This is a genomic window from Ciceribacter azotifigens (assembly GCF_048159625.1).
Lineage (GTDB): Bacteria > Pseudomonadota > Alphaproteobacteria > Rhizobiales > Rhizobiaceae > Allorhizobium > Allorhizobium azotifigens.
The window spans coordinates 73,525-99,890 of the sequence record NZ_JBLQTA010000014.1 but is presented as its reverse complement, the minus strand read 5'-3'; the positions used below and the strand labels follow the sequence as shown (position 1 = coordinate 99,890).

The window sequence follows — 26,366 nt, the reverse complement described above, 5'->3', positions numbered from 1 at the left end:
CCACATGAATGTCTCCCGACAGAGACCGGCAGTTCAAGTCAGGACTGATGTCCGGGTCAACGCGAACTTTGTATCGGACGGAGTTTTGGAGGTCGGCACGCCGATCGGCACTACACCGCCAGGGCATTGTCGATCCGGTATTCGGCGCCGACGCTTTCCTGTACGACGAAGCGGCCGTTGGGCAGGTCTACTTCCTCGATCTTGCGCCTCACCTCCGATGCCGGGAGACCATAAAACTCCCATCTCTTCGCCAGCCGTTGCCGCAGAATGGTCTCAGGTGTGAGCACCATGACGGTGTGATCGAAGAAGGGCCTCAACGCGGACCAAGGCGGCTGGCGGAGCAGCAGGTAATTGCCTTCGACCACAACGATCTCAACCGCCGCCGGAATGAGGCGCGCGCCCGCCCGCGCTGTCTCGATTTCGCGGTCAAAGACGGGGACGGCGATTGCTTCATCGGCGTTCTCCCGCAAGCGCCGAAGCATATGGCACAGTCCGTCGACGTCAAAGGTGTCCGGCGCTCCCTTCCGGGCGTGGCGACCAAGCTGCTTCAGCAGTGCATCGTCATAGTGATAGCCGTCCATCGGCAGGATAGCGGCGCGTCCCGGCTGGCTCTGCTCCAGCCTTTCTACCAGTTCCTCCGACAGTCTGGATTTGCCGGATGCCGGCGCCCCCGCCACCGCGACGAGCAGGCGCCGGCCGCGTGGACGCGAGGTGAGAAGATCGGCGAAGTCCGGCAAAGTTATCGTCTGCATGGATGCCCCGTGAGAAATGCCGCCGCGCGAGCCTGCAGCCAAACGTTCAGATCAGCCTGTACTGCCTGGCCTTGTTGCGGAGGAAGGGCAGCCCGTTCCCCATCACCTCCGCCTCGTCCCTGGCGACCGGCCGCCACACCGAAAGGCCGAACGCCAATTCCTGCGGCATGTTGATGAAACTCTCCATGGCCAGGCCACCCTTGAAGCCGATGGCCGCAAGCGTCGCGAAGATCTCGTCCCAGTCGCAGGTACCGCAACCGGGCGTGCCTCGGTCGCTCTCCGAAAGATGGATGTATCTCAGGTGGTCTCGCGCATCGAGAATCCCGTTTGCCGCGCCCTTTTCCTCGATGTTCATGTGGTAGGTATCGAGGTGGATGAAGATATTGTCCGCGCCGACCCGCTCGATCATCTCGACCGCCTGCCAGCCCGTGTTGATGAGATGGGTTTCGTAACGATTGACCGGCTCGATACCGAGATCGATGCCGAGAGACTTCGCGCGCCTGGCAGCGGCTCCGAGAACACGAGCAACATTGTCGAGTTCGGCCTTCGTCGGCGAGACGCCTGTCCTTTCTCCGATGCCGCCATAGGTCACGCCGGTCAACGCCAGCGCCCCCATTTCAGCGGTTTTCTCCATCGCCGCCTCCAGATGGGCAATGGCAGCCTCAGGGCGCTGCGAAGCCCAGGCCGGTTCAGGCAGACCGAGCGAACATACGGCCCGAAGACCATGCTTTTCCAGCAGCGCACGTGTGTGACCGGCGTCGACCGAAGGGGCGTCGAGAAGTGCAATCTCGATGAAGTCCATCTTGTAGTCGACCGCCGCAGCAATCGCCTTTTCAGCGCCAGCGCGATCCCAGTTCATGGTCCACATGCTGGTGTGCACACCAAATCCTTGCATGATCCTAGCCTTTCCTATTGCTGAAGAGTTTTGTTTTCCCGGCGAGCCAGCGCAGGACCATCACCGCGATCAGGAAGATGCCCCAGACCGCAGTCGACAGATGCTGGTTGGCGCCGAGCAGATTGAGACCGGACGACAGCACCTGGAGTATGACGAGGGCCAACACGACCGGGACTACGCGACCGAAGCCTCCGAAGGGGTCGACCCCGCCCAGGAAGCACGCAAGGACGGTGACGAGAAGCAGCGCTTCTCCGTGGCCAACCCGGACCGAATTGAACCGGGCCAGCATCAGGATACCGGCGACGGCGCACATGAGCCCCGACAAGGTATAGATCAGTGTCAATGTTCGCTTGGTATGGACGCCGGAATAGGCCGTCGCCCTGACGTTCGACCCGATCATGTAGACCGAGAAGCCGTGACGGGAACGACCGAGCAGTATGTGCCAGACAAGCGCCGCCAAGGCGAATATCAGGAGCGGAACTGGTATGCCGAGGACAAATCCGTGTCCGATGGGGTGCAGATAGGAGGGGAAGTTGGAGATATCGCCGCCCTTGGTCAGGAATTCGCCGAGCCCCCGCAGAAAGATCATCATGGCAAGGGACACGAGGATGGGGTGGGCACCGATATAGGCGATGACCAAGCCCATGAAGCATCCGGCAGCCGCACCGACGATGAGTGCCGCACCGCCCCCGAGAATGAAGGCCCACATCGGCGCATCCGGGCCGCCGTGGATCTGCAGCACATAGGCCAGCGTCAAGCCGCAGATATTGGCCGTGTAGATGATCGCCAGGTTGAAGCCGCCAGAAATGATCGGCATCAGCATCGCCAGGGTCAGCAGGCCCAGTTCCGGCAGCTGGAACGCGATGGATCCGAAATTTGCCATCGTCAGGAATTGCGGCGACGCCAGTCCGAAGATGACGATGACGGCGAACAGGAAGACGAAGAGCCCTGCAATCTCGGCACCGAGATGTTTGTTCAGCCATGCAACGAGCGTGTTCATGCTAGTCCTTGCGGTGTCTGCTTGCGGCAACGCCCGCAAGATTGAGATTCGAGGTCGAAATGGCGATCAAAATGATCGCGCCGACCACCATCTTGAAGGCGAAGGGTGAAATACCCAGCAGGTTCAGTCCGTTCTGGGTGACGGCGACCAGCAAGACACCGAGGACGCAGCCGAGCACCGATCCCCGTCCACCTCCAAGTCGCGCACCGCCCAGCACTACGGCCGCCAGGACATCCAGCTCGCGGCCTATCAGTGCGTTTGGCACGACTTCTTGGACGATGTGCGCCTGCATCAACCCGCCGATCCCCGCCATCAACCCGCACCAGCCAAAGGCAATGAACTGCATGAGGCCGATGTTGATGCCGAGCCGGCGCGCGCCCTCCGGGTTGTCGCCGAACGCATAGAGCTGACGCCCCGTGGTGGTGTGGCGGATCAGAACCCAGGTCGCCGCGAGCGCTGCCACCATGACGGCAACCGGAAGGGTGATTTCGGCCCAGGTCCCATCCGCCACCTGCCGTTCGAAGAGAACGACCCGTCCCGTCCACCAGTCGGGCAAATTGTAGAGGTACTTTCCGCTGGTGAAGAACATCAACAACCCGAAGAAGGCGTTGAACGTCGAGATGGTCACGACGATGGAGATGATGCGGAAATGATGAATGAGGGTGGCGTTTATGAAGCCAAGCCCGATCCCGAGCCCTCCGGCGACCAAGAACCCGATGAGCCAATTGCCGCCGCCGATCGCGGAAAATACGTAGATCGCCAGATACTGGACGATCGATGCGGCGACCGCGAACGAGATGTCGATCCCGCCCGCGATCAGTACCACGAGCAACCCGGCAGCCCAGATGAGATTGACCGCACTATTGTTCAAAAGTGCCGTGAGGTTCGGCAGCGTGAAGAAACTTCCCGATGCGAAAGACAGGCCGACGCAAAGCGAGATCAGCACGATCGACAGCCGTATTTCTGTCGGATGATTGCGGATGAACTTAGCCATAGACAGCCTCTTCCATCGCTCGGAGATCAATCCTGTTCGGATCGAATTCGTTGACGATGCGACCGGCAGCCATGTGCAGGACCCGGTCAGCATTCAGATAGACCTCGGGCACCTCGTCGGAGATCAGCAGGATAGCCAGGCCCTGTTCGGCCAGTCGCCGGACAATCGAGAAAATTCCCGCCCGCGCACCGACATCCACCCCGACCGTCGGCGCATCGAGGATGAGAACCTTCGGTTCGGTCGCCAGCCATTTGGCGAGCACGACCCGCTGCTGGTTGCCGCCGGACAACGTCGAAACGGGATCCGTCGGCTGCCCGATCTTGATCGCCAGGTCCGCCAGCCATTTCGACACCAGTTGCTGTTTCCGACGCCGCGAGATCAGCCCATCCGGGCCTGAAATCCGCGGCAGGACCGCCAGTGCGATGTTGTCTGCGATCGACTGCTGCTGCACCAGCCCCAGCGACAGGCGATCTTCCGACACGTAGGCGATGCCTGCAGCGACGGCATCACGGTTGGACCTGAGATCGAGGGTCTTGCCGTTCAGGCGGATCACGCCGCTGTCAGGCCTCGTCATGCCGAACAAGGTGTGCCCGAGTTCGGTGCGTCCGGCTCCGATGAGCCCGGTCAGGCCGACGATCTCGCCTGCACGAATCTTGAGACTGACGTCGTCGAACTCGCTGCGACGGCTGAGGTTCTCAACCTCCAGAACATCGCGTTCACCCGCCTTGTCCCGTGCGGTTACCTTGGTCTCGAACATCTTGCCGGTCATCAATTCGGTCAGGCGTGACTGGCTCATGCCTTCGGTCGGATAGACGCCGACCAGACGTCCATCGCGCAGGACCGTCACGCGGCTCGAAATCGCAAGAACTTCTGCGAGACGATGGCTCACAAAGACGATGGCCACGCCACGCGCCGACAAGGTGCGGACGATTTCGAGCAGCCGGTTTGTCTCCGATTGGGTGAGCGATGCCGTCGGCTCGTCCATGAATATGAGCCGGGCATCTCCGACCAACGCGCGGGCAATCGCCACCACCTGCCGGCCGGCAATCGGCAGTGTATTCAACCGGGCGTCGAGGTCCAGTTCCACTCCCAGCTGTGCCAGGGCCGCGGCGGCCTTTTCCTTCACGGCGCGGTGGTTGACGAGACGTGGACGCGAACCCAGAAGCGTCTCGAACGCGATGTTCTCTGCAACGCTCATCTCCGGGAAAAGCGCCAGATCCTGCCAGATCACGGCAATGCCGCGATTGCGGGCGATGCCCGGCGAGACGGCCGTTTCCACCTCGCCGAAATACTCCATCCGGGCCCCGGGTTCGGGCGTGTAGGCGCCTGCGATAATCTTGATCAGCGTGCTCTTTCCGCAGCCGTTTTCTCCGGCGAGGCAATGCACCTCGCCCTGATTGACGGTGAAGGAGACATCATCCAGGGCCTGTACGCCGCCGAATGTCTTCGAGACGTGCTCGAGGCGGATCGCCGCAGGCTTTGAAGTGGTTGTTTCAACCAAGGTCATCGGTGCCAGCTATTCGAGATTGGTGTGGTTGGCGCGCATCGCCTCCGGGGTGATGCCGAGCGTGTCGATCAACTTGAGGACCATCACCTCGAACAGGATGAAGAGAGCGCCTTCGTAAAGCGAGCCCATCGGCAGAACAGAGGTCTTCTTCTCCCCTTGGTCATCGGCCATCGTCTGAGCCGGAAGATGCAGGACGAAATCCGCGTATTTGGCGGCACGTCCCTGAGGCTGGGCCGTCAGCACGAGAATGCTCGCACCCGCCGCCTTCGCTACACCGAGAAGCGCGAGCGCAGTCGAGATTTCGCCGGGGCCGACACTGACGATGAAGAGATCGCCCTTGCCGACCGGCGGCGTAGTCATGTCTCCTTCGACCGCGACGGCCAGCCCCATATGAAAGAGACGCATTGCGAAGCCCATGATCTGGAGTTTCTCGCGTCCTCCTGCGAAGACCACGATCTTTCGGGCAGCGGCGATCATCCCGACCGCCTTGTCGACCTCGGCGTCATCCAGACGATTGAACGTATTCTCAAGTTCGGACAAGGCCGCCTTGTACAAGGTGCTCATGGTAAAACCCTGATTGTGATTTGGACACGGCCAAACGGAAAGGTCTGGCGAGGTAAGGAGGGGCACTTTTGCGGCCCCTCCCTGCGCAACTGCGGTCAGAGTCCGAGGTCTGCCAGGCCCTGAACCGTCTCTGCATTGATCGGAATCAGGTTGTCGGTGATGATGTCGTGACCTTCGACGTCCGGCTTCACCACACCCAGGCCCTCGATCTCGGTGCCGTCCTTGATCTCCGTACCGTCCACGAGCATCTTGCCCATGCTCACGAAAACCCTACCGGCCTCGGCGGGGTTCCACATGAAGCCGCCAGTGATCGCTCCCTCTTTCACGAGCTTCAGTCCCTGGCCGGGCGAGAACGGCCCGAGGACATGCACCTTGCCGATCAGCCGGCGCTCCTCGAAGGCACGCCCCGCGCCGATCGGACCCTGGCTGCCGAAGGCCAGGATACCGGTCATGTTGGGATGCGCCGCCAGCAGGTCGAGTGTCGTCTTGCGGCTGTCGTCAACGCTTTCGGCGACCCCGTAGCGCTCGCCGACGAGCGTCATCTCCGGGTATTTTTCCTTGAGGTAGGCGATCGCAGCGTCGGCCCAGGCGTTATGCAACGGCACGGTGAGCGACCCGACATAGACCGCATACTCGCCCTTGCCGCCCATCTTCTGCGCCAGCAACTCGGCATGGGTCTCGCCGAAGCCCTTGACCGAAGCCAGCTCGAAATCCCAGTCGACATTCTTGAGGCCGGGCCCTTCATGGGCAACAACCTTGATCCCTGCCGCGCGCGCCTTCTCGAGCACAGGCTCGAGCGCCGCCTCGTCGTTGGGAACAACGCCGATGACATCCACCCCCTTGGCGATCAGGTCTTCGATCGCGCGAACCTGAAGCGCCGGATCGGCGCTGGTCGGTCCGACCATTGTAGCATCCACACCGAGCTTCTCGCCCCGTTCCTTGATGCCCATTTCCATCGCGTTGAACCAGGGGATACCGCCGATCTTCACGACGATCCCCATGGTTGGCTTGTCCTGCGCATGCGCACCGGCCGCCAGTAATGCGGCGAATGCAACGCCCGCCAGAGCTGCGGTTACTGCCTTGATCATGTCACTCCTCCCAGAGCGCCGCCCCAATGGGCGAACTTGTTTGAGCAATCGATTGTGCAGAGCGGCAACTTGAAGCCGCCTTGAGCCCCTGTGGAGACAGAACATCAAAGCCGCATTCACGCGAACTGCCGGAATAGCGCTTGCACAATCGATCGTGCTATGACATCAAGAAACGAGCTCCTCGTCAAGAGCAATTGTCAGCCCCGTCCATCGAGACCGTTTCGCCCCATGCCCGATACCAGGCAAAAACTCACGATCTACGACATCGCGCAGCTCAGCGGATCCTCGCCTTCGACCGTCAGTGCGGTGCTGAATGGGACGTGGAAGAAGCGTCGGGTCGGGGAGGCAACCGCGCGGAAGATCCAGGAAATCGCAGCCGAGCACGGGTACACGACGAACCTGCAGGCGCGGGGGTTGAGGCGCGCGCAATCCGGTCTCGTCGGTCTCATTCTTCCGGTCCACGACAACCGCTTCTTTGCGTCGATGAGCCAGAGTTTCGAGGCGCAGGCACGTGAGCGCGGCTGGTGTCCGGTGATCGTATCCACCTTGCGCAATCCGGTCGAGGAGATCCGAACGGTCGAAACGCTGATTTCTTACGCCGTCGACTATCTGTTCATTGCGGGCGTGACCGATCCGGCCGCCCTCAGCGAAATCTGCAGAGCGGCACAAGTGCCGCATATCTATGTCGACCTTCCGGGAAAGGATGCCCCCTCTGTCGTCAGCAACAACTATCTCGGCGCCGAGTTGTTGACGCGGAAGCTCCTGGAGCTCATGCCACAGGTCGACGACCCAACCAGGGCAAAGCCGTATCTGATCGGCGGCCTGGAAACCGACTTTGCCTCTGCGCATCGAATTTCGGCCTTCCGATCGACGGTTCTGGAGCTTCGCGGATCGTTCGATGAGGACCAGATCATTACCTGCGGATACGCACCCGGGAGCGCCGCTCGCGAGGTATCGGCACTCTGCGACCGAATCGGCGGATTGCCGGCCGGATTGTTTATCAACTCGATAAGGGCGTTCGAGGGTATCGTCAGCGAATTTGTCCACCTTCCCTCGGAATCATTCGAGCAAAGTGTCTTCGGGTGCTACGACTATGATCCATTTGCGGCGTTCCTGCAGTTTCCCGTGCACATGGTGCGGCAGAACTCGAACCAACTCATCGCTACCGCTTTCGAACTGGTCGACCGTGGTGTTACCGACCCGGTGCTGATCCAGGTGGATCCGGAATTAATCCCACCCCGAACCGTCTATAGCGGCCCGTTCAGTCAGCTGGGGTAAGCTTGAACGACAAGCCATCAATGAAGGTCGTCCGCCGATTGCGGGATGCGATCGTGCGATGAGAGCGCCGAGAAGGGCGCACATTCTCTGCGTCTCTGGACGACGCGGAATAGGAGGTCACCATGTCTTCTGAAGGTCGGAGGCCTTGTCAGGGCCTCCCCGCAGACCGTACCGAGATATCTTTTCGTTGAGGGTGCGGTGAGGAATGCCGAGGCGCGCGGCCGCGCGCGCCGTGTTGCCGTCATGCGCGTCGATCGCCGCCCGGATCAATTGTACCTCATAGGCGGCAAGGCGGTCCGGAAGGGTCATATCGCTGTCAAGGGCTTCCGGCACCGCGGTGCCGGAATTCATCTCGTCAAGGCCGAGGGCGAATCGCTCCGCCCGTGCCTTGAGTTCGCGAACATTCCCTCTCCACTCCTCCTGCTGCAATCTTGCCAGGAGATCAGCAGGGACGGTCCGCTCGGCGCGGCCATAGCGATGGGCGGCCAGCGAGGCGAAATGGCTGAACAGAAGCCCGATATCCTCACGGCGCTGACGTAACGGCGGAATCCGGACGTCGGCGGTCGCAAGCCGGTAGAACAGGTCTTCGCGGAACCGCCCGGCGGCGATCTCGCCCGAAAGATCGCTCTTGGCGGCCGCGATGATCCGTACGTCGACCGGCCGCAGCCTGTTTTCGCCGAGCCGCTCGATCACTCGCTCCTGCAACACACGCAGGATTTTCGCCTGCAGTGCGAGGGGCATGGATTCGATCTCGTCGAGGAAGACGGTCCCGCCCGCGGCATGTTCGAACTTGCCTTCCCTGTCCGAAAGGGCGCCGGTGAAGGCACCTTTCGCATGGCCGAAGACCTCGCTCTCGAAAATGCTCTCGGGCAGCGCGGCACAATTGATCGCGACAAAGGGGCCGGCACGGCGCCGACCTTGCCGATGCAAAGCCTGCGCGACAAGCTCCTTGCCGGAGCCGGTTTCGCCAACGATCAGCACGTCGATGTCGACATCGGCCAGCATCGCCACGCGGCTGCGAAGCGCGCGCATGCCTGCACTGTCTCCGACGATTTGCGGGCCGCCGCTCCCCTCCTGAACCAGGCCCTGCAGACGGGCGATCTCTCGTTTCATGCGGTGCTTCTCGACGGCTTTGTCGAGAACGGACAGGAGATGTTCCGCGTCGTATGGCTTCTCGATGAAGTCCTCCGCTCCCTGCTTCATCGCCTTGACTGCGAGCGTCACGTCGCCGTGGCCGGTCATCAGGATGACCGGCACGTCACTGCGCGCCTTGATGGCGGAATTCAGGAGCGTCATGCCATCGATGCCCGGCATGCGGATGTCGCTCACCACGACATCCGGCTCCGTGCTCAGGAGTTGCTGATAGGCTTCTTCGGGCCGATGGAAGGCGGTCACGGAGAAGCCGCTGACCTCCAGCCAGCCGGTTGCCGCCTTCAGGAGATCGCGGTCATCGTCAACGAGGAGAACGTGTCCGCGGCTCATTGTGCTGCCTCGAGTGGACGTGCCGATCGCTTGCCCGCAGGCATCGACATCGTGGCCATGGTACCGCCGCCCGCCGCCTCCGCAAAGGTGATTTCGCCACCAAACTCCCGCACGATCTCGGTAGCAATGGAAAGGCCGAGACCGAGCCCCTCGCCGGTGAGCTTGGTTGTAAAGAACGGCTCCGCAATGCGGCCGCGATGTTCCGGTGCAATGCCCGTCCCGTTGTCGATCACAGTGACACGCACCGACCCGGCATCCGCGGTCCGCCGGACCATGACCGAAGGAGCCGGACGACCCTCGACAGCGTCGAGGGCATTCAGAAGCAGGTTGAGCATCACCTGCTCGAGCTTGACCCCGACGGCAACGATGAGCGGAGCGGTTCCCTGTGCCTCGACGGCCGGCACGACGCCGACGGCCTTTGCTCTCGGCGCGGCGAGATCGATCGCGTTGCGAATGACAACGTCGATGTCGACCGCTTCGAGATCGGAGACACCCTTCCGGCCGAAGGTCTTCAGGTGCTTGACGGTACGCTGCATACGCTTGACGAGCGCACGCGCATCCAGAAGCCGCTCGCCGACCTTCGCCACCGCCTCCTTTTCCGCCAGGACGCCGGCCGTCGCCAGTGTCGCTTCGAGCGCCGCGAGCGGCTGGCTGACCTCATGCACGATCGCCGTCGACATCCGTCCGAGTGCCGCCATCTTCTCGGAATGGATAAGCCCTTCCTGCGCGCGGCGCAGCTCGTCCTCGGTCCGTCTGCGCATGTCGATCTCGCGTGCGAGATCCTGCGTTCGTTCGGCGACCTTGAGTTCCAGGATCTCGCCTTGGCGCAGACGCATGCGGATCAGCAGCGCCCGCTGATGGAGAAAATAGAGCGAGCCCGTTGCGACGAGGCCGGCGATGAGAGCGGCGAGCGCCCAGAAGCCGGCGAGCTTGGCGATATCCTCGGTGCTTGTTGCCGCAAGCACGACCCAGCTGTCCGGTTCGATGGCGGAAAACCTCGCCAGAAGCTGCTGTCCTTCGCCGTCGACCCGAAGCGCGGGCATGTCGGCCGCATTGGCGGGCGGCACGACGCCCGCAGGCAGGATCGGCCTGGCCTCGGCAAGGTTGGCACCGTCGTAGGTTCTCTCCGCCGCGACCCGCTTTGCGGCCTCTCCTGAAAGCGGCGCAAGCGGTCGGTATTTCCAGTCGGGATTGCCGGAAAGGAAGACGACGCCCCAGCGATCGGCGATCGCTGTCTGGACGCCGGCGGCTTCCCAGGTCACCTCGAGCGGTTGCAGATCGGCCTTGACGACCACGATGATCGGCGGTCGGTCGGAAATGTCGATCCGGGAACTCAGGAAATAGCCCGGCTTCCTTGTCGTGACGCCGATCGCGTAATAGCGGCCCTCGCCGTTGCGAATAGCGTCCTGAAAATAGGGACGGAAACTGTAATCGTGGCCAATGAAGCTCTCGGCGGTCCCGAAATTGCTGGCTGCAAGCGTGACGCCACGATTGTCGAGCACGTAGAGTTCGGCCGCACCCGCCTGCCGCACGACCGTCTGGAGATAGAGGTTCGCCGCATCGAGAGCGGCGGCGCTGCGCTCATTTCCGGCAAGGGCACGGATGCGCGCATCCTCACCGATCACAAGCGGCAGGTAGCGGAACCGTTCGACCTCGGTGGCAATCGCCCTGTTGGTAAGCACCAGGCTTCGCTGAAGCTGCCCCTCCAGTGCACTGACCGCCGCCCCGCTCGCCACATGGTAGGCGGCAAAGGGCGCCGTGAAAGTCACCACCAGCATGAAGGCAGTCATCCTGCCGATGTTACGCGCCATCACCGAACCGACGAGACTGGGTTTGATCTTCTGCATCGAGTGTAGCGTCTCCTCGGTCAAGAGAGAACAGTCGCCGCGCCTATCCTTTATCACCCGCCCGTCGCGTGGGGGTCTCCTCCGACTGTTGTCGGTTGCACGGCCGCAGCACGAGCGGTTCCTGGGCCTGTCGTCCGAGCTCGCGGCATCCGTCGGCATCGCAAAGTCTCCAGCCGGAGACGGTTGCCCCCGACGCGGCAAGGACCAGCTCGGGAACTGGCACGAGGCTTGGTGTCCAGACCCACCACTTCCCTTCCCGGCGGGCGCCGTCGCCAGGCTCCATCCCCGCGCCGGAACCCTGAACGCGGGCCTCCTGGAGAACCAGCCCCTTTGCCGTCGGTGACCAGCGCTCCTGCCACTCGGTCTTCTCGACCGAGTGTGTCCAACCGAGCGTGAAGACGCCGGCGGCAACGGCCATCGCCTTGCCGCCGGCAATGATGCAGACCGCCATGGTCACGCGGCACCCGGTACCGACGTGCTGCCCAGCTGCCGTCCCCGACGCCAGATCCAGCCGGCGAAGACTATCGAGAGCGCGAAGCCGATCTCGTCCGTCAGCGGCAGCGCTGCGAGCAGAGTGAAGGCCGCAGCGGCGGCCACGAGCCGTTCCGCGACCGAAAGACGAACGACCAGGAAGCCGATGACCGCCGCGCCCCAGAGCCCGATCGCAAGCCCGGTCTTGACGACGACGTATGCGACCGCCGCCGGATAGCCGACCGCGGCAGCCATGGCCCCGCCATCCTGCAGCATCAGCGCCGGTGAATAGACCGCCATGAACGGAATGACGAAACCGGCCGCCGCCACCTTGATCGCCTGGATCGCGATCTTTAGTCCGCTTTCGCGCGCAATCGGCGCCGCTGCAAAGCAGGCGAGCGCAACCGGCGGCGTCAGATCGGCAAGGATGCCGAAATAGAAGACGAACATGTGGCTGACGATGAGGGGAACACCCAGTTCCAGAAGAGCCGGGCCGGCGATCGACGAGGTGATGATGTAGTTCGGGATCGTCGGTATGCCCATGCCGAGAACAAGGCAGGTCACCATTGTGAGCAGCAGCGAAAGGAACAAGCTCTTGTCGCCGACCGACACGATGAACTGGCCGAAGGTGTTGGCCGCTCCCGTCAGCGTCATCGTGCCGATAATGATGCCGACGAGCGCGCAGGCGGTCGCCACCGGCAAAGCCGTCCTTGCTCCTTCCACAAGCGCGTCCCGGCAGGTGACGAGTGTCTCCCGGCCGCCTCTGGAGAAGGCGTTGACCGCAATCAGCGCCGCCAGCGCCGCAAGGACCACACCGATACCGAACTGGAAGAAGGCTGCCGCCACGAGGCCGAGGCCCACCCAGAAGATAATCCGGATCACAGTGGAGGGAAGGCCGAGCGCCACGGAACTGCCGAGGATCAGCAACGTGGTGAATGCGAGACCGACTGTGCCCGCAAACAGCGGCGTATAGCCGGAGAACAGCAACCAGACGAGCGCCGCCAGCGGCAGGATCAGGTACCATTGCTCGACGATCGCAGCCTTGGCCGAAGGCAGCTCCTCCTTCGACAGGCCGAGCAGTCCATGCTTGCCGGCCTCAAGATGAACCGTCCAGAAGGCCGAAGCAAAATAGAGGATAGCCGGGATGATCGCCGCCTTGACGATCTCATGATACTCGACACCCAGCGTTTCTGCCATGATGAAGGCAACCGCCCCCATCACCGGCGGCATGATCTGTCCGCCCATCGAGGCCGTCGCCTCGACACCGCCAGCAAAGGCCGCCCGATAGCCGAACTTCTTCATCAGCGGAATGGTGAACTGGCCGGTGGTGACGACATTTGCCACGCCCGAGCCCGAGATCGTTCCCATCAGCCCGGAAGAGATGATCGCGACCTTCGCCGCACCGCCGCGCTTGTCGCCGACGAAGCTCAGCGAGACATCGTTGAAGAGCTTGATCATGCCCGCCCTTTCGAGGAAGGCGCCGAAGAGGATGAACAGGAAGATGTAGGTGGACGAGACGAAGGTCGGAATGCCGTAGATTCCTTCGGTGCCGTAGGCCATGTGGTCGATCACCTGCGTGAAATCGTAGCCGCGATGGTCGAGCGGCGGCGGCAGGTATTCGCCGAACAGGCTGTATGCGAGGAAGAGACCCGTGATGATCGGCAAGGCCGGCCCCATGAGCGCCCAGGCTGCTGCAAATACAACCCCGATCGCAATGACGCCGACGGCAACGTCCCGCGGAAGGGGGTCCCCGGCGCGCACAAGCAGCTCGCTGTATTCATAACACTGGTAGAAGGCAACGGCCGCTCCCACAAGGGCGATCCCCCAGCTGGCGGCCTTGGCGAACCCGCCGCGCTTCGAAAAGACGGCAAGCAGGGGAAACACCAGCACCGTGACGAAGCCGACATGCACGGCTCTCACCATCTGGCTCGGCAGGTCGACGAGATGCGCGGCGGTCGCGATCTGGAAAACGGAAAAGGCAAGCGCGATGGCAAACAGAAGCCGCCCGTCCCATGTTTTCGGCAACGCCTGCGTCGTGGCGGCATGCCCGTGTAGTTCCACCGGCGCTGCCGGGTCTTGTAGAATCGTTGTGTCGTGCATGGATTCCTCCCGTAAACCCGAGCATGCGTGGGCGGCGGCGCCTACCAACACCGGATAAGCCGGTTATCGTGGTCGCGGCCGCCGCCCGGCGCTGTCAGAGCAGACCCTTTTCCTTGTAGTAGCGCTCGGCACCCGGATGCAGCGGCACCGGCATGCCCTGCAACGCCTTCTCGAGCTTGATCTGGGCCGCCGCCTTGTGCGCAGCTTCCATCTCCGGGAGGTTCTCGAAGAGCTGCTTCGTCATCTGGTAGGCCGTTTCGTCGGACACTTCGGAATGGGTGACGAGGAAATTGACCACCGCAACCGTCGGGACGTCGGCGTCCTGTCCCTGATAGGTGCCGGCCGGAACAGTGGCGGCGATGTAGGGCGCACCAAGCTTATCGGCGATTTCTTTCGGCACCGCGACCATCTGCACATCGACCGAAGTCGCCAGATCCTTGAAAGAGGAAACACCGAGACCAGCCGACTGCAAGGTCGCATCCAACTGTCGGTTCTTCATCAGTTCGACCGACTCCGCAAAGGGCAGATATTCGGTCTTCGCGAGATCCTCGTAGCTCATGCCGGCGGCGGCGAGAATGGCCCGGGCATTCAGCTCGGTGCCGGATTTCGGCGCGCCGACGGAAAGACTCTTGCCCTTGAAATCGGCGATCGTCTTTACGCCCGACTCCTTCGAGGCCATGATCTGGATGTAGTTCGGATAAATGGCTGCAATGCCGCGCAGCTTGTCGAGCGGCGCCTTGAAGCCGGCATCCGCATTGCCTTCCCATGCGAGCTTGACGCTGTCGCCGAGCGCAAAGGCGATCTCGCCGCGACCCTGCTGCAGAAGATTGAGGTTTTCGACCGATGCCTTGGTCGCCTGAACCTGCGTGCGTGCACCCTCGATCTTCTCGCCGTAGATCTTCGAGAGAGCAACGCCGAGCGGGTAATAGACGCCCGACGTGCCTCCCGTCAGAATGTTGATGAATTCGCTCGCGCCGGCCGATACCGCGGAAAACATGATGGACGTGCCGGCGATCGCCGCAAAGGCGGCGCGTTTAAGTCTAAGGTTCACCTGAAAATCCTCCCGTTCAAGTTTCACATCGATGCAGCCGTCCTCCTCAGAACCAAGCCGCATATGGCTCCGTAGCAATTGACGGGCCATTTCCAACCAATTGAAATTGTTGACGCAGCCCGCGAAGGCACAGCGACGGCAGGCGAATTTCTGCCGGGCCTGATCGGACCTCTGGCAAGAAATTGCCGGCCTCGCCCCCCGGGCCTACCCCTTGATGCCGGTCGAGGCGACGCTCGCGATAAAGAAGCGCTGCAGGAGCAGATAGAAGACCAAAACCGGGACGCTGATCAACGTCAGATACGCCATCACTTCTCCCCAGGGCGTTTGCAGCTGGAAGAAGTATTGCAGGCCGACCATCACGGGCCTGTAAGTCTCCGACTGCGTCACCAGAAGCGGCCAGAGATATTGCTGGCTGTACATCACCAGGAATTTGAGGATCGCCGCCGTCGCGATGACCGGACCGGAGAGAGGCATGACCACCCTTGAATAGATCTGCAGCCAGTTCGCCCCGTCGATCCGCGCCGCCTCAATCAGGTCATGCGGCAGGTCCTTGAAATACTGGACGAAGAGAAAGATCGTCAGGCCATCGGCGATCCAGGGAATGATCTGAACCCGCCACGAATTCAGCCATCCCCATAGCAGCCCATCCGCGCCGATCCAAGGCAGGTTGTTCACCTCGAGCAGGAGCGGCACGGCGATCGTCTCGAAGGGAATGATCAGCGTCGCGAGGATTACCGAAAAGACAACGTCGCGACCGCGCCAGTTCAAAAAGACGAAGGCAAACCCGGCAAGAGAACAGAGGACGAGCGCCAGAAACACGGTGGTGGCGGTAACGATCACGGAGTTGAAGACGAAGGTCGCGATGGGCGCACGCGCAAATGCGGCCGCATAATTGTCGAACGAGATGTCGCCGACGGGCAGGAAGGCCCTGACGGAGGCTGCATCACGCAACAGCTGGTCGTCCGGCTTCATCGACGAGAAGACCATGAAGAGCAGCGGCAGCACGAAGACGGCCGCGATCGCGATCAGCAACAGGTAGTCGAGAGCAACCAGCAACCGGTTCTTCTGTCTGCCTGCTGTCATGGTGAGCGCTCCCGGGTCAGGTATCTCTGTACGAGGGTGATGCAGAGGACGATGACAAACAGGATGACGGAAATCGCCGAACCGGCAGCGATATCCTGCTGACGATATCCTCGCTCCACGGCTTGAAAGACCAGGGTTTGCGTAGCGTCCAGCGGGCCCCCGCGGGTCATGACGTCGATCTGGGCGAAGAGAGCAAAGCCCTGCATGGTGATCACGACGAAGATGAGCACAGCGGTATTACGTAGCATCGGCCAGGTGACCATGGCAAACTTCTGCCAGGAATTGGCGCCCTCGATGTCCGCCGCCTCGTAAAGAGTCGGGGGAATGGTCTGAAGGCCCGAAAGCCAGATGACCATGTGGAATCCGACACCCTGCCAGACCGACATGACGAGGATCGCCCAGAGCGCGGTGTCGGTGCGCCCCAGCCAGTCGATCGGGCGGAAGAGACCGAAGCTCAAATAGCCGAGGAGACTGTTCAACAGGCCGTGGTCCGGCGCATAGATGAAGCGCCAGAGCAAGGCCACCACGACCACGGAGAGAACCACCGGCATGAAATAGATCGCCCGGAAGATGCCGATACCGGGCCGTCTCTGGTTGACGAGAAGTGCAAGCGCCAGGGCAAGGGAAGCCTGCACCGGCGTCACCACGAGCACGAAAAGAAAGGTGTTGGCGAGCGCCTTCAGGAAGACCGGGTCGCGGGCCAGCACAACGTAACGTGCGTCACCCCATTCAAAACCCAGGACCTCCCGCATGCCGCGGTATTGCGGGTAGTCCGGGTTGTTGCGCGTAAAACTGCGCACGGTCGGATATTGACGTGCACCGTCAGGGTTGTGGCGGATATCTCCTTCCGGCGTTCGTTCGGGCTCGAGGCGAAGAACACCAACGCCGAGCAGCTTCGAGAAATTGGCAAGTCCGACGAATTCTGTCGGGTTGGGAGAAGTCAGGCGCTGATTGGTGAAGGACAGCCCAAAGCCGAGCAGAAAGGGCGCGACCAGAAAGAAGCCGATCAAAACCAGTGCAGGGCCGGCCATCAGCCAGCCCGCCAGGTTCTGTCGGTTCAGCTTACCTGCTCGCGGCTGTTGCCTCATCCCGGGGCCCACACACTACTTCGCCTTGTATCCGCCATTGCGCTCAATGTTCGCATTGATCTCGTCGGTCGCGTTGTCGAGCGTCGCCGCGACGTCGGCGCCATTTGCGATATCGGCGAGTACCTTCTGGAAGACAGGTGAGATGAACGCGTAGGCCGGTGTCACGGGCCTCAGCGTCGCCTGCTTCTCCGAAAGCGAGAAGAAGACTGAAAGCGGCCCGCCCTCTTTGTAGCTCTTCGTCATCCCGGCTGCCGTCGAAGTGGCGGGAACGAGGCCGATCGCATCGGAGAACTGCGCGAGATACTTGTCCTGGACCGCAAACTCGATGAAGGCAGACGCACCTTCCGGATGTTCGCTCGTCGCGGAAACGCCGAACTGCCAGGAGGCGGCTCCGATTTTCGGACCTTTGCCGAAATCCGGCGCCGGCAGGAAAAGGAGATCGTCGCCGTACTTTTCGAGGGCCTTGACCGCAACCCAGTTGCCCATCCACTGGAGTGCATAGCGTCCGTCGAGGAAGCCCGTCTCATGATCGGCGGGGGACTGAGACGTACCCGGCGCGAGCTGCTTTTCGAACAGGGACTGCCACCATTCACCAAAACGGATGGCCGCGTCTCCGTTCAGCACTCCCTCCGCGGTCTCGTAGGTCTTGGCGTCGATCAGACCACCGCCGAAACTCTCCAGGAACGGCGTGAAGGCGTAGCTGTACCATTCCGTCTTGTCCGCCATGCCGAGGTCGATTGCATACTCGAATTTCCCGCTCGCCTTCAGCTTCTCGAGGATGGCCGTGAACTCGTCACCCGTCCAGGGTTTATCCAGTGTGGGGATACGTATGGCATTCGCCTCCAGCACCGATTTTCGCGCAAAGACTGCAAGCGCCGCATCCCACAAACCGACCGAATAGAGTTTGCCGTTCCACTTTCCGATCGCACCGGGAAGGAAGTTTTTCAGCTTCTCTTCCGACATCTGCAACGGTTGGAGATAGCCGGCCCAGGCCCAGTTCGGCATGTTCGGGCCGTCGACGTCGAGTATGTCAGGCAGTTTGTTCGAAAGCGCGGCGGCCGTCACTGACTCGTTGTAGGCTGCCTGAGGAAATTCCTGAAGGCTGACCCGCCACGCCTTCTGGGAAGCGTTGAAGTCGTCAATGATGCCGGTCAGGATCCTCCGTTCCTCGGCATTGCCCGCACCATGGTACCAGAGAGAGAGTTCAGTCTGAGCTTGGACGGAGCCAGCAAACAGCGCGGCTGCGACGCCGGTCAGCACTGAGACAAATGCAGATTTGTTCATGTTTGATCCTCCTCCGGTTCGGAGAACCGGAACGAGCGGGATTTGTTCCCGCGCCGCGTGCATGCATGATGATCGTCACAGCGATGCCGCCATCCGGGCGTGAAGCGGCCTGATTGCCGAAACGAACATCCTCCACGGGAAGAGTGACCCATCGCAGGTGGGACTCACTGGCTCGCAAACTTCTGTTAGCTCTTGCCCCGACAAGTCATAGCTTAATTGGCGAAACTGCCCTTCACTGCAACCATGAGGGGCATTGATGAGGAGACAGCCGACGACTTGACGCCTCCCGACGGCGGGACTGGCGCGGTAAAGACACTTGTTTTCACAACCGCCGGCACCAGCGATCCGTTTGGCGCATGGAAATCGGTCCTGGATCTGCTCTTCGAATGCGCTGCGCCGCGACCGACAGCACCGCTTTCGTTCGACGCCAGCCTTGTCGTGCATCACTTCGGCACATTCCTGCTGTGCAGGAGCAAAGCCGCGGCCAGTCGCTACCAGCGAAGCCAGGTCGGGCTCGTTGGCAACGAACTCGACCATATCGTCATCTCCTGCCTGCTGAGCGGCGAGATTGCTCTCGCCGATCCTGCCGCCAAGCGGCTTCGCCCAGGTGACGTTGCTATCATCGACCTGTCGGCACCATTCGCCTTCGCAACGACCGAGATGGACGCGCTTCATCTCATTATGCCGAGATGGGCGCTGCCGGCCTCCATTGCGGATCAGCAGCCCGCGTCACCCCGCTTCCTTGTCGGCGGAAGCGCCATGGGTATCATCGTCCGAGGCGTGCTGGAGGCGCTGGCAGTGGCCGCACACCACCTGGCCACCGGAGAGACCCTGGCCCTGTCGGGCGCCATACCTGAACTGCTGGCGTACTGTCTCGCCTCGACCGTACGGCCCTCCCATACCGGCCCAAGGCCAAGCATCGGGCAACGCCTGCGTCGCCACATCGAAGAGAACCTCCATCGGGACGATCTCACGCCGATCGCGATCGCTCGGGAAATGGGCGTCTCGCGGAGCCAACTCTACAGACAGTTCGAGAATGTCGGCGGCGTGCGGACCTACATTCGCCGCAGGCGACTTCGCCGAAGCCTGAGCGCCTTGTGCGATCCGAGACATGCTGATCGCCGGATCGGCGAGATAGCCTATGACGCCGGCTTCGCCGACGAGGCCCACTTCAGTCGGCTCTTTCGACAGAGGTTCGGGATATCCCCGCGGGAGGCCCGCGCCTCCGTGCGCGCCGGCCGCCAACCGGGACTCTCGCCGGCGGCTGCCACCGAGCCATCCCTTTCCGACTGGCTGCTTGCACTGATCAGCGGTTGAGTTTCGGGACGCACGTCCAAGTCTTTGGGACGCCCATCCAAGGACAACCAGAGCGGACAGTCATAGGATTTCCACACACAATACGAGAAAGCCGAAGGAAGTCGCAGCCAGTCCATCATCCCCCGTTCGCCGAAAGGAGACCCTAGAATGTCGACACAGGTGGCCAGTACCGACTCCAATATTGCCGCTAACGACCCACCCGCGACCGGGGCCATTTCCTTTCAGTTGACGGCGACGAACGCATCGAGCGTTCCCGGCTCCGTCTATTTCAACATCTTTCCGCCGGCGCTCAAGAATCTCCCGGCGAGCGTACAAACCATCACCGCACTCGTCTCCCCCGCGACGACCAATACATCCCCACCGGTGAACCTAACCTGGAACGGCGGAGCCGGTGCCTTGAGCATGCTCGTGCTCGCCGCGGGTGCGGATCCGGCACATGCGGAGAAGACCCCGGTTGCGCTCGGCGACACCGTCGCGGTGGCCTGGACGAATGGGGCATTCACGATCACACCCTCGCCCGGTGGACCCGAAGGTGTCCTCACGGTGACCTTCGCTCCGGGTATTCCGGCGGGCGGTTCGGTCGGCCTTGTGGTAGGCCCCGCCCCGATCCTCGTGCCGATCCCGGTCAGCCTGTCGCCCGTGACGCTCGAGCCGGACCTCTCGCCCACCGTCACGGTCATGTTCGGCACCGCTTTCCAACTCCCGGCGCCCGACATCTCGGACGAGAGCCACGCACAGACCGTCACCTTCAAGACGGATGCGACGAGCACCAGTCCGACGGCAACCGCAAGCATCACGGTCGGCTTGGACAACCAGATCGTCGAGACCAGCTGACGACGAACCAGCTTGCCCGGCGCTCGCCTCCTGCCGGGCAGATCCTCGTCACTCCCGATTCTCCGCCTGATCCACGAGCGGCGAGGCAATGGCCGGTATCGTTTCAGCCCCCGAGGCGGTACCGGCCCCTTCAAACCGGGGGATATTCCTCGAAGAAAGGCAAGACCAATGACCAGCTACTCTCTGACGTGCGTCAACAACTCCCAGCTTTCCGGAAGCTTCGCCGTGTTCCAGAAGGCACCGCCGATGACCATTCCGGGCAATGTGTTCTCTCTCGCCTGGTTTGCCCGGCCGACCGCTCCGAAAAGCAAGGTGACCTTCACCTGGAATCTCGAATACAGCTTCGTCTGGTCTGAGACCGGGCTGCTCCAGCCGGGGATCAACTTCTCGGCGTCGCAGACCATGCCGGCAGATCCGAACGGGCAGAACCTCATCCAGCTGACCCAGGACAACTACGGTGCGACGACCTTTGCGAACCCGAACGCCAGTGGAGCCATCGGCTCCCTGACGATTCAGCAGCTCCCGAATGTCGCGCCGAACCGGACCTCCGTCGGCGTCGGCATGTCCGGTTCGGGCACATTTGCCGTACAGGCGGCACCGAACATGACGGCCGTGTTCACGCCGCACCCGAACTACTGGGTCATCTTCGGCAATTTCGTAACCGGGGATGTCATCGACATCGAAGATGTCACCAATGCCGTCGAAGTCACCTATGGCGGCGCCCTGACGACGCGCAGTGCCACTCTCGGCATCGACAACCTGATCACCGTCTCCTGACGTCCTCAGGCGGCGCTCCTCCCCGCCGTCGGTCAACGTCAGACGCCAGGAGAGGCGATGCCGGGGGACGCCGCCCTCGGCATCGTCGGCAATGAAGCCGCGCAGCGGCAAATCGGTCGGGTACTGGCAACGTTCAGCATCGCCTGACGCTTCCAATCCCGAGACCCGGACGGCCTGACGCCGTCCCCACAGCACCCACAGACGTGGCCCTCCCGAGGGCCTCCACCACCGCCGGCGAGAGGCCTCGCCGGTCAGCGCTCCTCGCATGGTGCGGGGAACGCCCATCCTCCCTGCGCAAAAAAGGAATGCAGTCATGAGAACCAAGAGACTTCGTTTCCGCCGCCATCTCGCCGTCGTCTTTGCCGCACTTGCGGCACTCGGGCTCGCCAGTCCCGCGATGGCCTACTCGGTCTACCGCGCCGTCGATGCGGACGCCAACACCGGCGCCGTCACCTGGAATGCCGCAAACTTCGGCGTGAGCGGCAACCCTACTCCTACACTCTCATTCTTCTACTTCGCCAACGACGCTGCGGCACAGGCGGCATTCCCGACCAAGCAGTGCTTCGTGAAGGTCGACCTCCCGAACACGGTCGCTCCGGCTCCGGGCAACCAAGATCTGGTCGGCAATGCGGGGATCCCCGTCGGAGCAAATCCGGCCGACCAGCCTAAGGCGTTCCCCTGGCAGATTGATTTTGACAACAACCCCGCCGGCCACTGGAGCATCCCAAGGACCCAGATCACGGGTACAACGTCGAACAATGCGGCCAGCCGGGTTGCTGCTGCCGGGTTTCACTCCCTCGCGACAACTCCGGCTTCCGGCGTAACAATCGTCAACGGAACCTTGGGCAATTGCGGTCCGTGAGGTGGTGCCGGTAAGATTGCGCTGAGCATAACGCAGCGATCTATGCCCTCGCCGTCGGGCCTCCGGCCCGGCGGCCCTTGCCAGAGGAGCGTCTAAGACATGGCCGTACTGCATCACGCCTTTCGTTGTCCCATCACATCGGCCTTTGAAGAGGTTGTCCAAGAGGTACTATCGGCATGGGATGCCGGCGAGCGTGACAAGCTCTCCGCGATGGCGCTGCAAGGTCTTCCCGCAATCGCGGGGCGTGCAGATATCCAGGCGGCGTTCCGCCTCGATCCGGACGGCGCGGTGGCATCGTGGCTGCAGCCGGAATTCGTGAGCCCCGGGCTCGCTGCCTTGGTTCTGCTTGCCGAGAGGCTCGTGCCGATCCCATCCCTCAGCGCCAGCAGGGACACCAACCATTACCTGCTCGCAACCCATCTGCCCGTGCTCGGCTGGAATGCGAGAGAAGTACAACTTCTGGTCCGCGGGGACCCGATCGAACTCATGTTCGCCCGGTATTCACTACCTTCCCGAGAGTACGACGCAAGCAAGTTTCGAGAGACAGGCGGCTGGACCCTCGGAACAGCCCTAAGGGCAATTGAAACCAAACTCACACGTCTCACGACAGCGCCCGGCCCAGAGGTGTCTCCAGCCGTTCGAGAGAGCCGCAAAGCCCTTCGCGAGAGCGGAGCGATCGACGACGCACGGGCCATGCTCGCGGCGGTCGGCGACGCCGACTGGCTCGTAACCAGTATTACCCACTAGGGCATGTGACTATCAGTTCTGCCGATCAGAGATGAGCTTTGGACGCCTTCTCCCAAGGACAAATGCCGGGGCGGCTGTTGAACAACACATCTCTTGACAACATACCAACTAGTCGGTATGCGTTCTCTTAGTGGAGGAAAGAATGTCCAAGTCAGCGATCAAACCGGATGCCAGAGCCAAGCTGCTGGATGCCGCCCTGACGGTGATCCGCACCAAGGGCTATTCCGCCACCACGGTGGATGAGCTCTGTGCAGCCGCGGGCGTGACCAAGGGCGCCTTCTTCCATCACTTCAAGAGCAAGGACGAACTCGGCGTCGCGGCGGCAAACCACTGGTCTGAAACGACCGCGGCACTGTTCGCCGGCGCACCCTATCACAGTTTCGCCGCCCCTCTCGACCGCATCCTCGGCTATCTCGAATTCCGCAAGGCGCTTCTCAAGGGCGGTGTGCCGGACTTCACCTGTCTCGTCGGCACCATGGTGCAGGAAACCTACGAGACACTACCGAACATCCGCGACGCCTGCGCACGCAGTATCACCGGCCATGCGGCGACCCTCGAGGTCGACATCGAAGCGGCACTACGCGAGCGCGACATGGCGCCCGACTGGACGGCGAAATCACTCGCGCTCCACACCCAGGCCGTCATCCAGGGCGCGTTCATTCTGGCCAAGGCCACGGGTGGCGCCGACGTTGCCGCAGACAGCATCGATCACCTCAGCCGCTATATCCGGATGCTCTTCAGCGCCGGCGCAGAGCGGAAAGAGGTTTAAACAAGGCAGCCCCGAAATCAGGCGATCAGCATTCTTCGAGGAGATCCGGAGAAGCCGACACGCGAAAGGAAGGAGCTTTTCGATGACACCGACCATCACCGCCTTCCAACGCTCCCCGGACGGGGGACAGGGGCTCGCACGTGACACGCGCGTCCGCTGGGCTTTCGAAGAAGTGGGACAGCCCTACAATGTCCACCTCGTTTCGTTCAGCGCGATGAAGGAGCCAGACCATAAGGCTCGCCATCCTTTCGGACAGATTCCGACCTATGAAGAGGATGATCTCGTCCTCTTCGAGTCCGGAGCGATCGTCTTTCATATCGCCGAGCGCCATGCAGGCCTGCTGCCGGCGGAGGCAAAGGCTCGTGCCCGCGCGATTGCCTGGATGTTCGCGGCATTGAACACGGTGGAACCACCGATCCTCGACCGCGCGACGACGTGGATTGCCGAGAGAAAAGAGCCTTGGTGCGCGCAGCGGCTGCGCCTCGTCGATGACCGCATCCGCGATCGGCTCGGCGACCTTTGCGCCCGCCTCGGCACTGCCGACTGGCTCGACGGTCCGTTCAGTGCGGGCGATCTGATGATGGTGTCGGTCCTCATCAGATTGAGATCGTCGGGGATCCTCGACGAGTATCCGAACCTTTCGGCCTATGTCGCCCGCGGTGAAGCGCGGCCCGCCTACCAACGCGCTTTCGCCGCGCAACTGGCGATCAATGCCGGCAAGCAGCCGGCCTGACGACCACGGCCGCACCGAGCGGTGCCACCCAACAACACCTGAAACCCAAAGGAGGATGGAAATGACCGAACTCGTTACCTGCCTGTGGTATGACCATGGTGAAGCAAGCAAGGCCGCAAAGTTCTATGCAGCGACATTTCCCGACAGCCGCGTCGACAAGGTGAACAGCGCCCCCGGAGATTTCCCCGGTGGCCACGCGGGAGCCGAACTGACTGTCGAATTCACCGTCCTCGGCCGGCGCTTTCTCGGCCTGAACGGCGGGCCCATTTTCACGCCGAACGAAGCGGTGAGTTTCGTCGTCCTCACCGAAAACCAGGAGGAGACGGACCGCTACTGGAATGCAATCACCAGGGACGGAGGTGCGGAAAGCGAATGCGGCTGGTGCAAGGACCGCTGGGGCTTCTCATGGCAGATCACACCACGGCGGCTGATCGAACTGACGACGAGTTCGGACCCCGGCGAGGCAAAGCGCGCCTTCGACGCGATGATGACGATGAAGAAGATCGACATCGCGACGCTTGAAGCCGCGGCCGCGAACCGGTCATGAGCACTCGGTCCGGTCGGGTTCTCCCGGCCGGACCGACGGAACAAAGGGCAGGCGAACCCTACCCCGTCAGACGATCTTTCCACGCGCGACGATCGGCCATTTCTCCGGGGTCGTCCGACCGTCGGCCGTCACCCACACTGCATCGACCATGTTGGTCACCACGCAGGCGTGGTTCGGTACGATCCGGACTTTTTCGCCGACCGTCAGTCCGATAGCCCCCTCGCTCACCAACCTGCCATGCTCCTCGGAAAGCTGGTCAATCGCGATGTCGTTGCGGCCGAGCACGTGACCATAGCCCGTGAGCCCGAGAAGGTCGGAGGTCAGGGTCTTTGAGCCCGCATCAATGATCGCCCGGTTCGGCGCGGGCACCGAAACGACGGTTGCGAGCACGTTCAAGGCGCAGTCGTCCCACCCGCAAACCCCGCGCGATACCAGCGACCGATCGTTATAGACGTAGGTTCCGGGCCGGTATTCGGTCGTCACGGGCGCTTCCGCCGCATGCATCATCGAGGGCGTGCCTCCGGACGTGATGACGGGGACGGCAATGCCATGAGTTTCGATTCGGCTCTTCGCCTCCTCCATGAACCGTTCGACGGCCGCCTCGCCGCCCGCCGGCGGATAGGTCATGAGGCCACCGAAGACGAGTCCGGGCGACGCATGGATATGCGCCGCAAGCGCCTCCGCGGCTTCAGGTGTCAGGACGCCACAGCGGTTCGCGCCGGTATCGCATTCCACCAGGACGGTGAGGGGTTGCGGCTCGCCGCGGAACGCCCCGGACAGTCCGTCCACGACGGCTCGGCTGTCTGCAACAACCGACAGCTTCACCTTCCTGGCGAGCGCCTTCAGGTGCTCGAGTTTTTCGGACCCGACGATGTTGTAGGTGATCAGGACGTCGGTGATGGCACCGCTTCCCGCGACCATGGCCTCGGCCTCGGAGACCTTCTGGCAGGTTATGCCGACCGCGCCGGCCGCAAGCTGCATCTCGGCGACCGCCGGAAGCTTGTGCGTCTTGATATGCGGTCGGACACGAAGCCCGTGTTGATCCGCATAGTGCTGGAAACGTTCGACGTTGCGCCTGGCGATGTCCAGGTCGACTAGAACGGCCGGCGTGTCGATCGCCGCCAGGTCTTCGGGAGAAAAGGGCATGAGAACCTCGATACCGATGGACGCAGCGCAGCAGGAACGATGCCACTGCTCAGCGCTGCATCGCAATGGCTATTGACAAGACATCCTCCATGGGCGTTGATATGTCAATCCGGTAAAACAGACATATGTCCGCTATATTGGATTAGAAAG

At 62.2% G+C, this 26,366-nt stretch carries 25 protein-coding genes; 9 read left to right on the top strand and 16 right to left on the bottom strand.

Annotated elements, in window-relative coordinates:
- Nucleotides 1-110: 110 nt before the first annotated feature.
- The 7 genes from ACM6UT_RS18065 to ACM6UT_RS18035 all read right to left on the bottom strand — a co-directional run bounded on the left by ACM6UT_RS18065 (nt 111) and on the right by ACM6UT_RS18035 (nt 6,800).
- Nucleotides 111-752, bottom strand: a complete 642-nt coding sequence (locus ACM6UT_RS18065; protein ID WP_416798736.1) for a nucleoside/nucleotide kinase family protein — start codon at nt 750-752, stop codon at nt 111-113.
- Nucleotides 753-798: 46 nt separating this feature from the next.
- A complete protein-coding gene (locus tag ACM6UT_RS18060) occupies nt 799-1,647 on the bottom strand; it encodes a sugar phosphate isomerase/epimerase family protein (protein WP_416798735.1) in 849 nt (282 codons plus the stop codon).
- 4 nt (nt 1,648-1,651) lie between these two features.
- Nucleotides 1,652-2,647 (bottom strand): ABC transporter permease, encoded by a 996-nt coding sequence (locus ACM6UT_RS18055; RefSeq protein WP_416798734.1) that lies wholly within the window; start codon nt 2,645-2,647, stop codon nt 1,652-1,654.
- A 1-nt stretch (nt 2,648) separates the two neighbouring features.
- Nucleotides 2,649-3,641, bottom strand: coding sequence for an ABC transporter permease (locus ACM6UT_RS18050; RefSeq protein WP_416798733.1), 993 nt, complete (start codon nt 3,639-3,641; stop codon nt 2,649-2,651).
- Entirely contained in the window at nt 3,634-5,148 is a 1,515-nt protein-coding gene (locus ACM6UT_RS18045; protein ID WP_416798732.1) for a sugar ABC transporter ATP-binding protein, read from the bottom strand. The genes ACM6UT_RS18050 and ACM6UT_RS18045 overlap by 8 nt, the downstream gene beginning before the upstream one ends.
- Before the next feature lie 9 nt (nt 5,149-5,157).
- On the bottom strand, nt 5,158-5,712 hold the full coding sequence (locus ACM6UT_RS18040) for an SIS domain-containing protein (protein WP_416798731.1): 555 nt from the start codon (nt 5,710-5,712) through the stop codon (nt 5,158-5,160).
- 95 nt (nt 5,713-5,807) lie between these two features.
- Nucleotides 5,808-6,800, bottom strand: coding sequence for a substrate-binding domain-containing protein (locus ACM6UT_RS18035; RefSeq protein ID WP_416798730.1), 993 nt, complete (start codon nt 6,798-6,800; stop codon nt 5,808-5,810).
- Between the two features lie 90 nt (nt 6,801-6,890).
- Here ACM6UT_RS18035 and ACM6UT_RS18030 point away from each other — a divergent pair, with 90 nt between their 5' ends.
- Entirely contained in the window at nt 6,891-8,078 is a 1,188-nt protein-coding gene (locus ACM6UT_RS18030) for a LacI family DNA-binding transcriptional regulator (RefSeq protein ID WP_416798729.1), read from the top strand.
- A gap of 117 nt (nt 8,079-8,195) precedes the next feature.
- Here ACM6UT_RS18030 and ACM6UT_RS18025 read toward each other — a convergent pair whose 3' ends face one another.
- The 8 genes from ACM6UT_RS18025 to ACM6UT_RS17990 form a co-directional block, all read right to left on the bottom strand.
- Nucleotides 8,196-9,560 carry a sigma-54-dependent transcriptional regulator gene (locus ACM6UT_RS18025; RefSeq protein WP_416798728.1) on the bottom strand — a complete coding sequence of 455 codons (1,365 nt, stop codon included), beginning with the start codon at nt 9,558-9,560 and terminating at the stop codon, nt 8,196-8,198.
- Nucleotides 9,557-11,407 carry a sensor histidine kinase gene (locus ACM6UT_RS18020; RefSeq protein ID WP_416798727.1) on the bottom strand — a complete coding sequence of 617 codons (1,851 nt, stop codon included), beginning with the start codon at nt 11,405-11,407 and terminating at the stop codon, nt 9,557-9,559. Before ACM6UT_RS18020 ends, ACM6UT_RS18025 begins: the two co-directional genes overlap by 4 nt.
- Nucleotides 11,408-11,450: 43 nt before the next feature.
- On the bottom strand, nt 11,451-11,858 hold the full coding sequence (locus ACM6UT_RS18015) for a DUF1850 domain-containing protein (protein ID WP_416798726.1): 408 nt from the start codon (nt 11,856-11,858) through the stop codon (nt 11,451-11,453).
- A gap of 2 nt (nt 11,859-11,860) precedes the next feature.
- Nucleotides 11,861-13,978, bottom strand: coding sequence for a TRAP transporter permease (locus ACM6UT_RS18010; RefSeq protein ID WP_416798725.1), 2,118 nt, complete (start codon nt 13,976-13,978; stop codon nt 11,861-11,863).
- Between the two features lie 94 nt (nt 13,979-14,072).
- On the bottom strand, nt 14,073-15,029 hold the full coding sequence (locus ACM6UT_RS18005; RefSeq protein WP_416798724.1) for a TAXI family TRAP transporter solute-binding subunit: 957 nt from the start codon (nt 15,027-15,029) through the stop codon (nt 14,073-14,075).
- A 204-nt stretch (nt 15,030-15,233) separates the two neighbouring features.
- Nucleotides 15,234-16,112, bottom strand: coding sequence for a carbohydrate ABC transporter permease (locus tag ACM6UT_RS18000; protein WP_416798723.1), 879 nt, complete (start codon nt 16,110-16,112; stop codon nt 15,234-15,236).
- Complete coding sequence (locus ACM6UT_RS17995; protein WP_416798722.1) at nt 16,109-17,143, bottom strand: carbohydrate ABC transporter permease; 1,035 nt, start codon at nt 17,141-17,143, stop codon at nt 16,109-16,111. The genes ACM6UT_RS18000 and ACM6UT_RS17995 overlap by 4 nt, the downstream gene beginning before the upstream one ends.
- A gap of 72 nt (nt 17,144-17,215) precedes the next feature.
- Nucleotides 17,216-18,484: a sugar ABC transporter substrate-binding protein gene (locus ACM6UT_RS17990; RefSeq protein ID WP_416798721.1), complete on the bottom strand. Its 1,269-nt coding sequence runs from the start codon at nt 18,482-18,484 to the stop codon at nt 17,216-17,218.
- Between the two features lie 276 nt (nt 18,485-18,760).
- On the opposite strand from ACM6UT_RS17990, the gene ACM6UT_RS17985 reads away from it, so the two are divergent.
- From ACM6UT_RS17985 to ACM6UT_RS17950, 8 genes are all read left to right on the top strand, one after another.
- Entirely contained in the window at nt 18,761-19,801 is a 1,041-nt protein-coding gene (locus ACM6UT_RS17985) for a helix-turn-helix domain-containing protein (RefSeq protein ID WP_416798720.1), read from the top strand.
- A gap of 147 nt (nt 19,802-19,948) precedes the next feature.
- Nucleotides 19,949-20,635 (top strand): hypothetical protein, encoded by a 687-nt coding sequence (locus tag ACM6UT_RS17980; RefSeq protein WP_416798719.1) that lies wholly within the window; start codon nt 19,949-19,951, stop codon nt 20,633-20,635.
- 168 nt (nt 20,636-20,803) lie between these two features.
- Nucleotides 20,804-21,412, top strand: coding sequence for a protein rhiA (locus ACM6UT_RS17975; RefSeq protein ID WP_416798718.1), 609 nt, complete (start codon nt 20,804-20,806; stop codon nt 21,410-21,412).
- 313 nt (nt 21,413-21,725) lie between these two features.
- Nucleotides 21,726-22,274 carry a hypothetical protein gene (locus tag ACM6UT_RS17970; protein WP_416798717.1) on the top strand — a complete coding sequence of 183 codons (549 nt, stop codon included), beginning with the start codon at nt 21,726-21,728 and terminating at the stop codon, nt 22,272-22,274.
- A gap of 99 nt (nt 22,275-22,373) precedes the next feature.
- A complete protein-coding gene (locus ACM6UT_RS17965) occupies nt 22,374-23,021 on the top strand; it encodes a hypothetical protein (protein WP_416798716.1) in 648 nt (215 codons plus the stop codon).
- 142 nt (nt 23,022-23,163) lie between these two features.
- Nucleotides 23,164-23,790, top strand: a complete 627-nt coding sequence (locus ACM6UT_RS17960) for a TetR/AcrR family transcriptional regulator (protein WP_416798715.1) — start codon at nt 23,164-23,166, stop codon at nt 23,788-23,790.
- Between the two features lie 82 nt (nt 23,791-23,872).
- Complete coding sequence (locus ACM6UT_RS17955; RefSeq protein ID WP_416798714.1) at nt 23,873-24,523, top strand: glutathione S-transferase family protein; 651 nt, start codon at nt 23,873-23,875, stop codon at nt 24,521-24,523.
- A 61-nt stretch (nt 24,524-24,584) separates the two neighbouring features.
- A complete protein-coding gene (locus ACM6UT_RS17950) occupies nt 24,585-25,070 on the top strand; it encodes a VOC family protein (protein WP_416798713.1) in 486 nt (161 codons plus the stop codon).
- 66 nt (nt 25,071-25,136) lie between these two features.
- On the opposite strand, the gene ACM6UT_RS17945 is transcribed toward ACM6UT_RS17950, so the two are convergent.
- Nucleotides 25,137-26,216: a D-TA family PLP-dependent enzyme gene (locus tag ACM6UT_RS17945; protein ID WP_416798712.1), complete on the bottom strand. Its 1,080-nt coding sequence runs from the start codon at nt 26,214-26,216 to the stop codon at nt 25,137-25,139.
- Between the last annotated feature and the right edge of the window lie 150 nt (nt 26,217-26,366).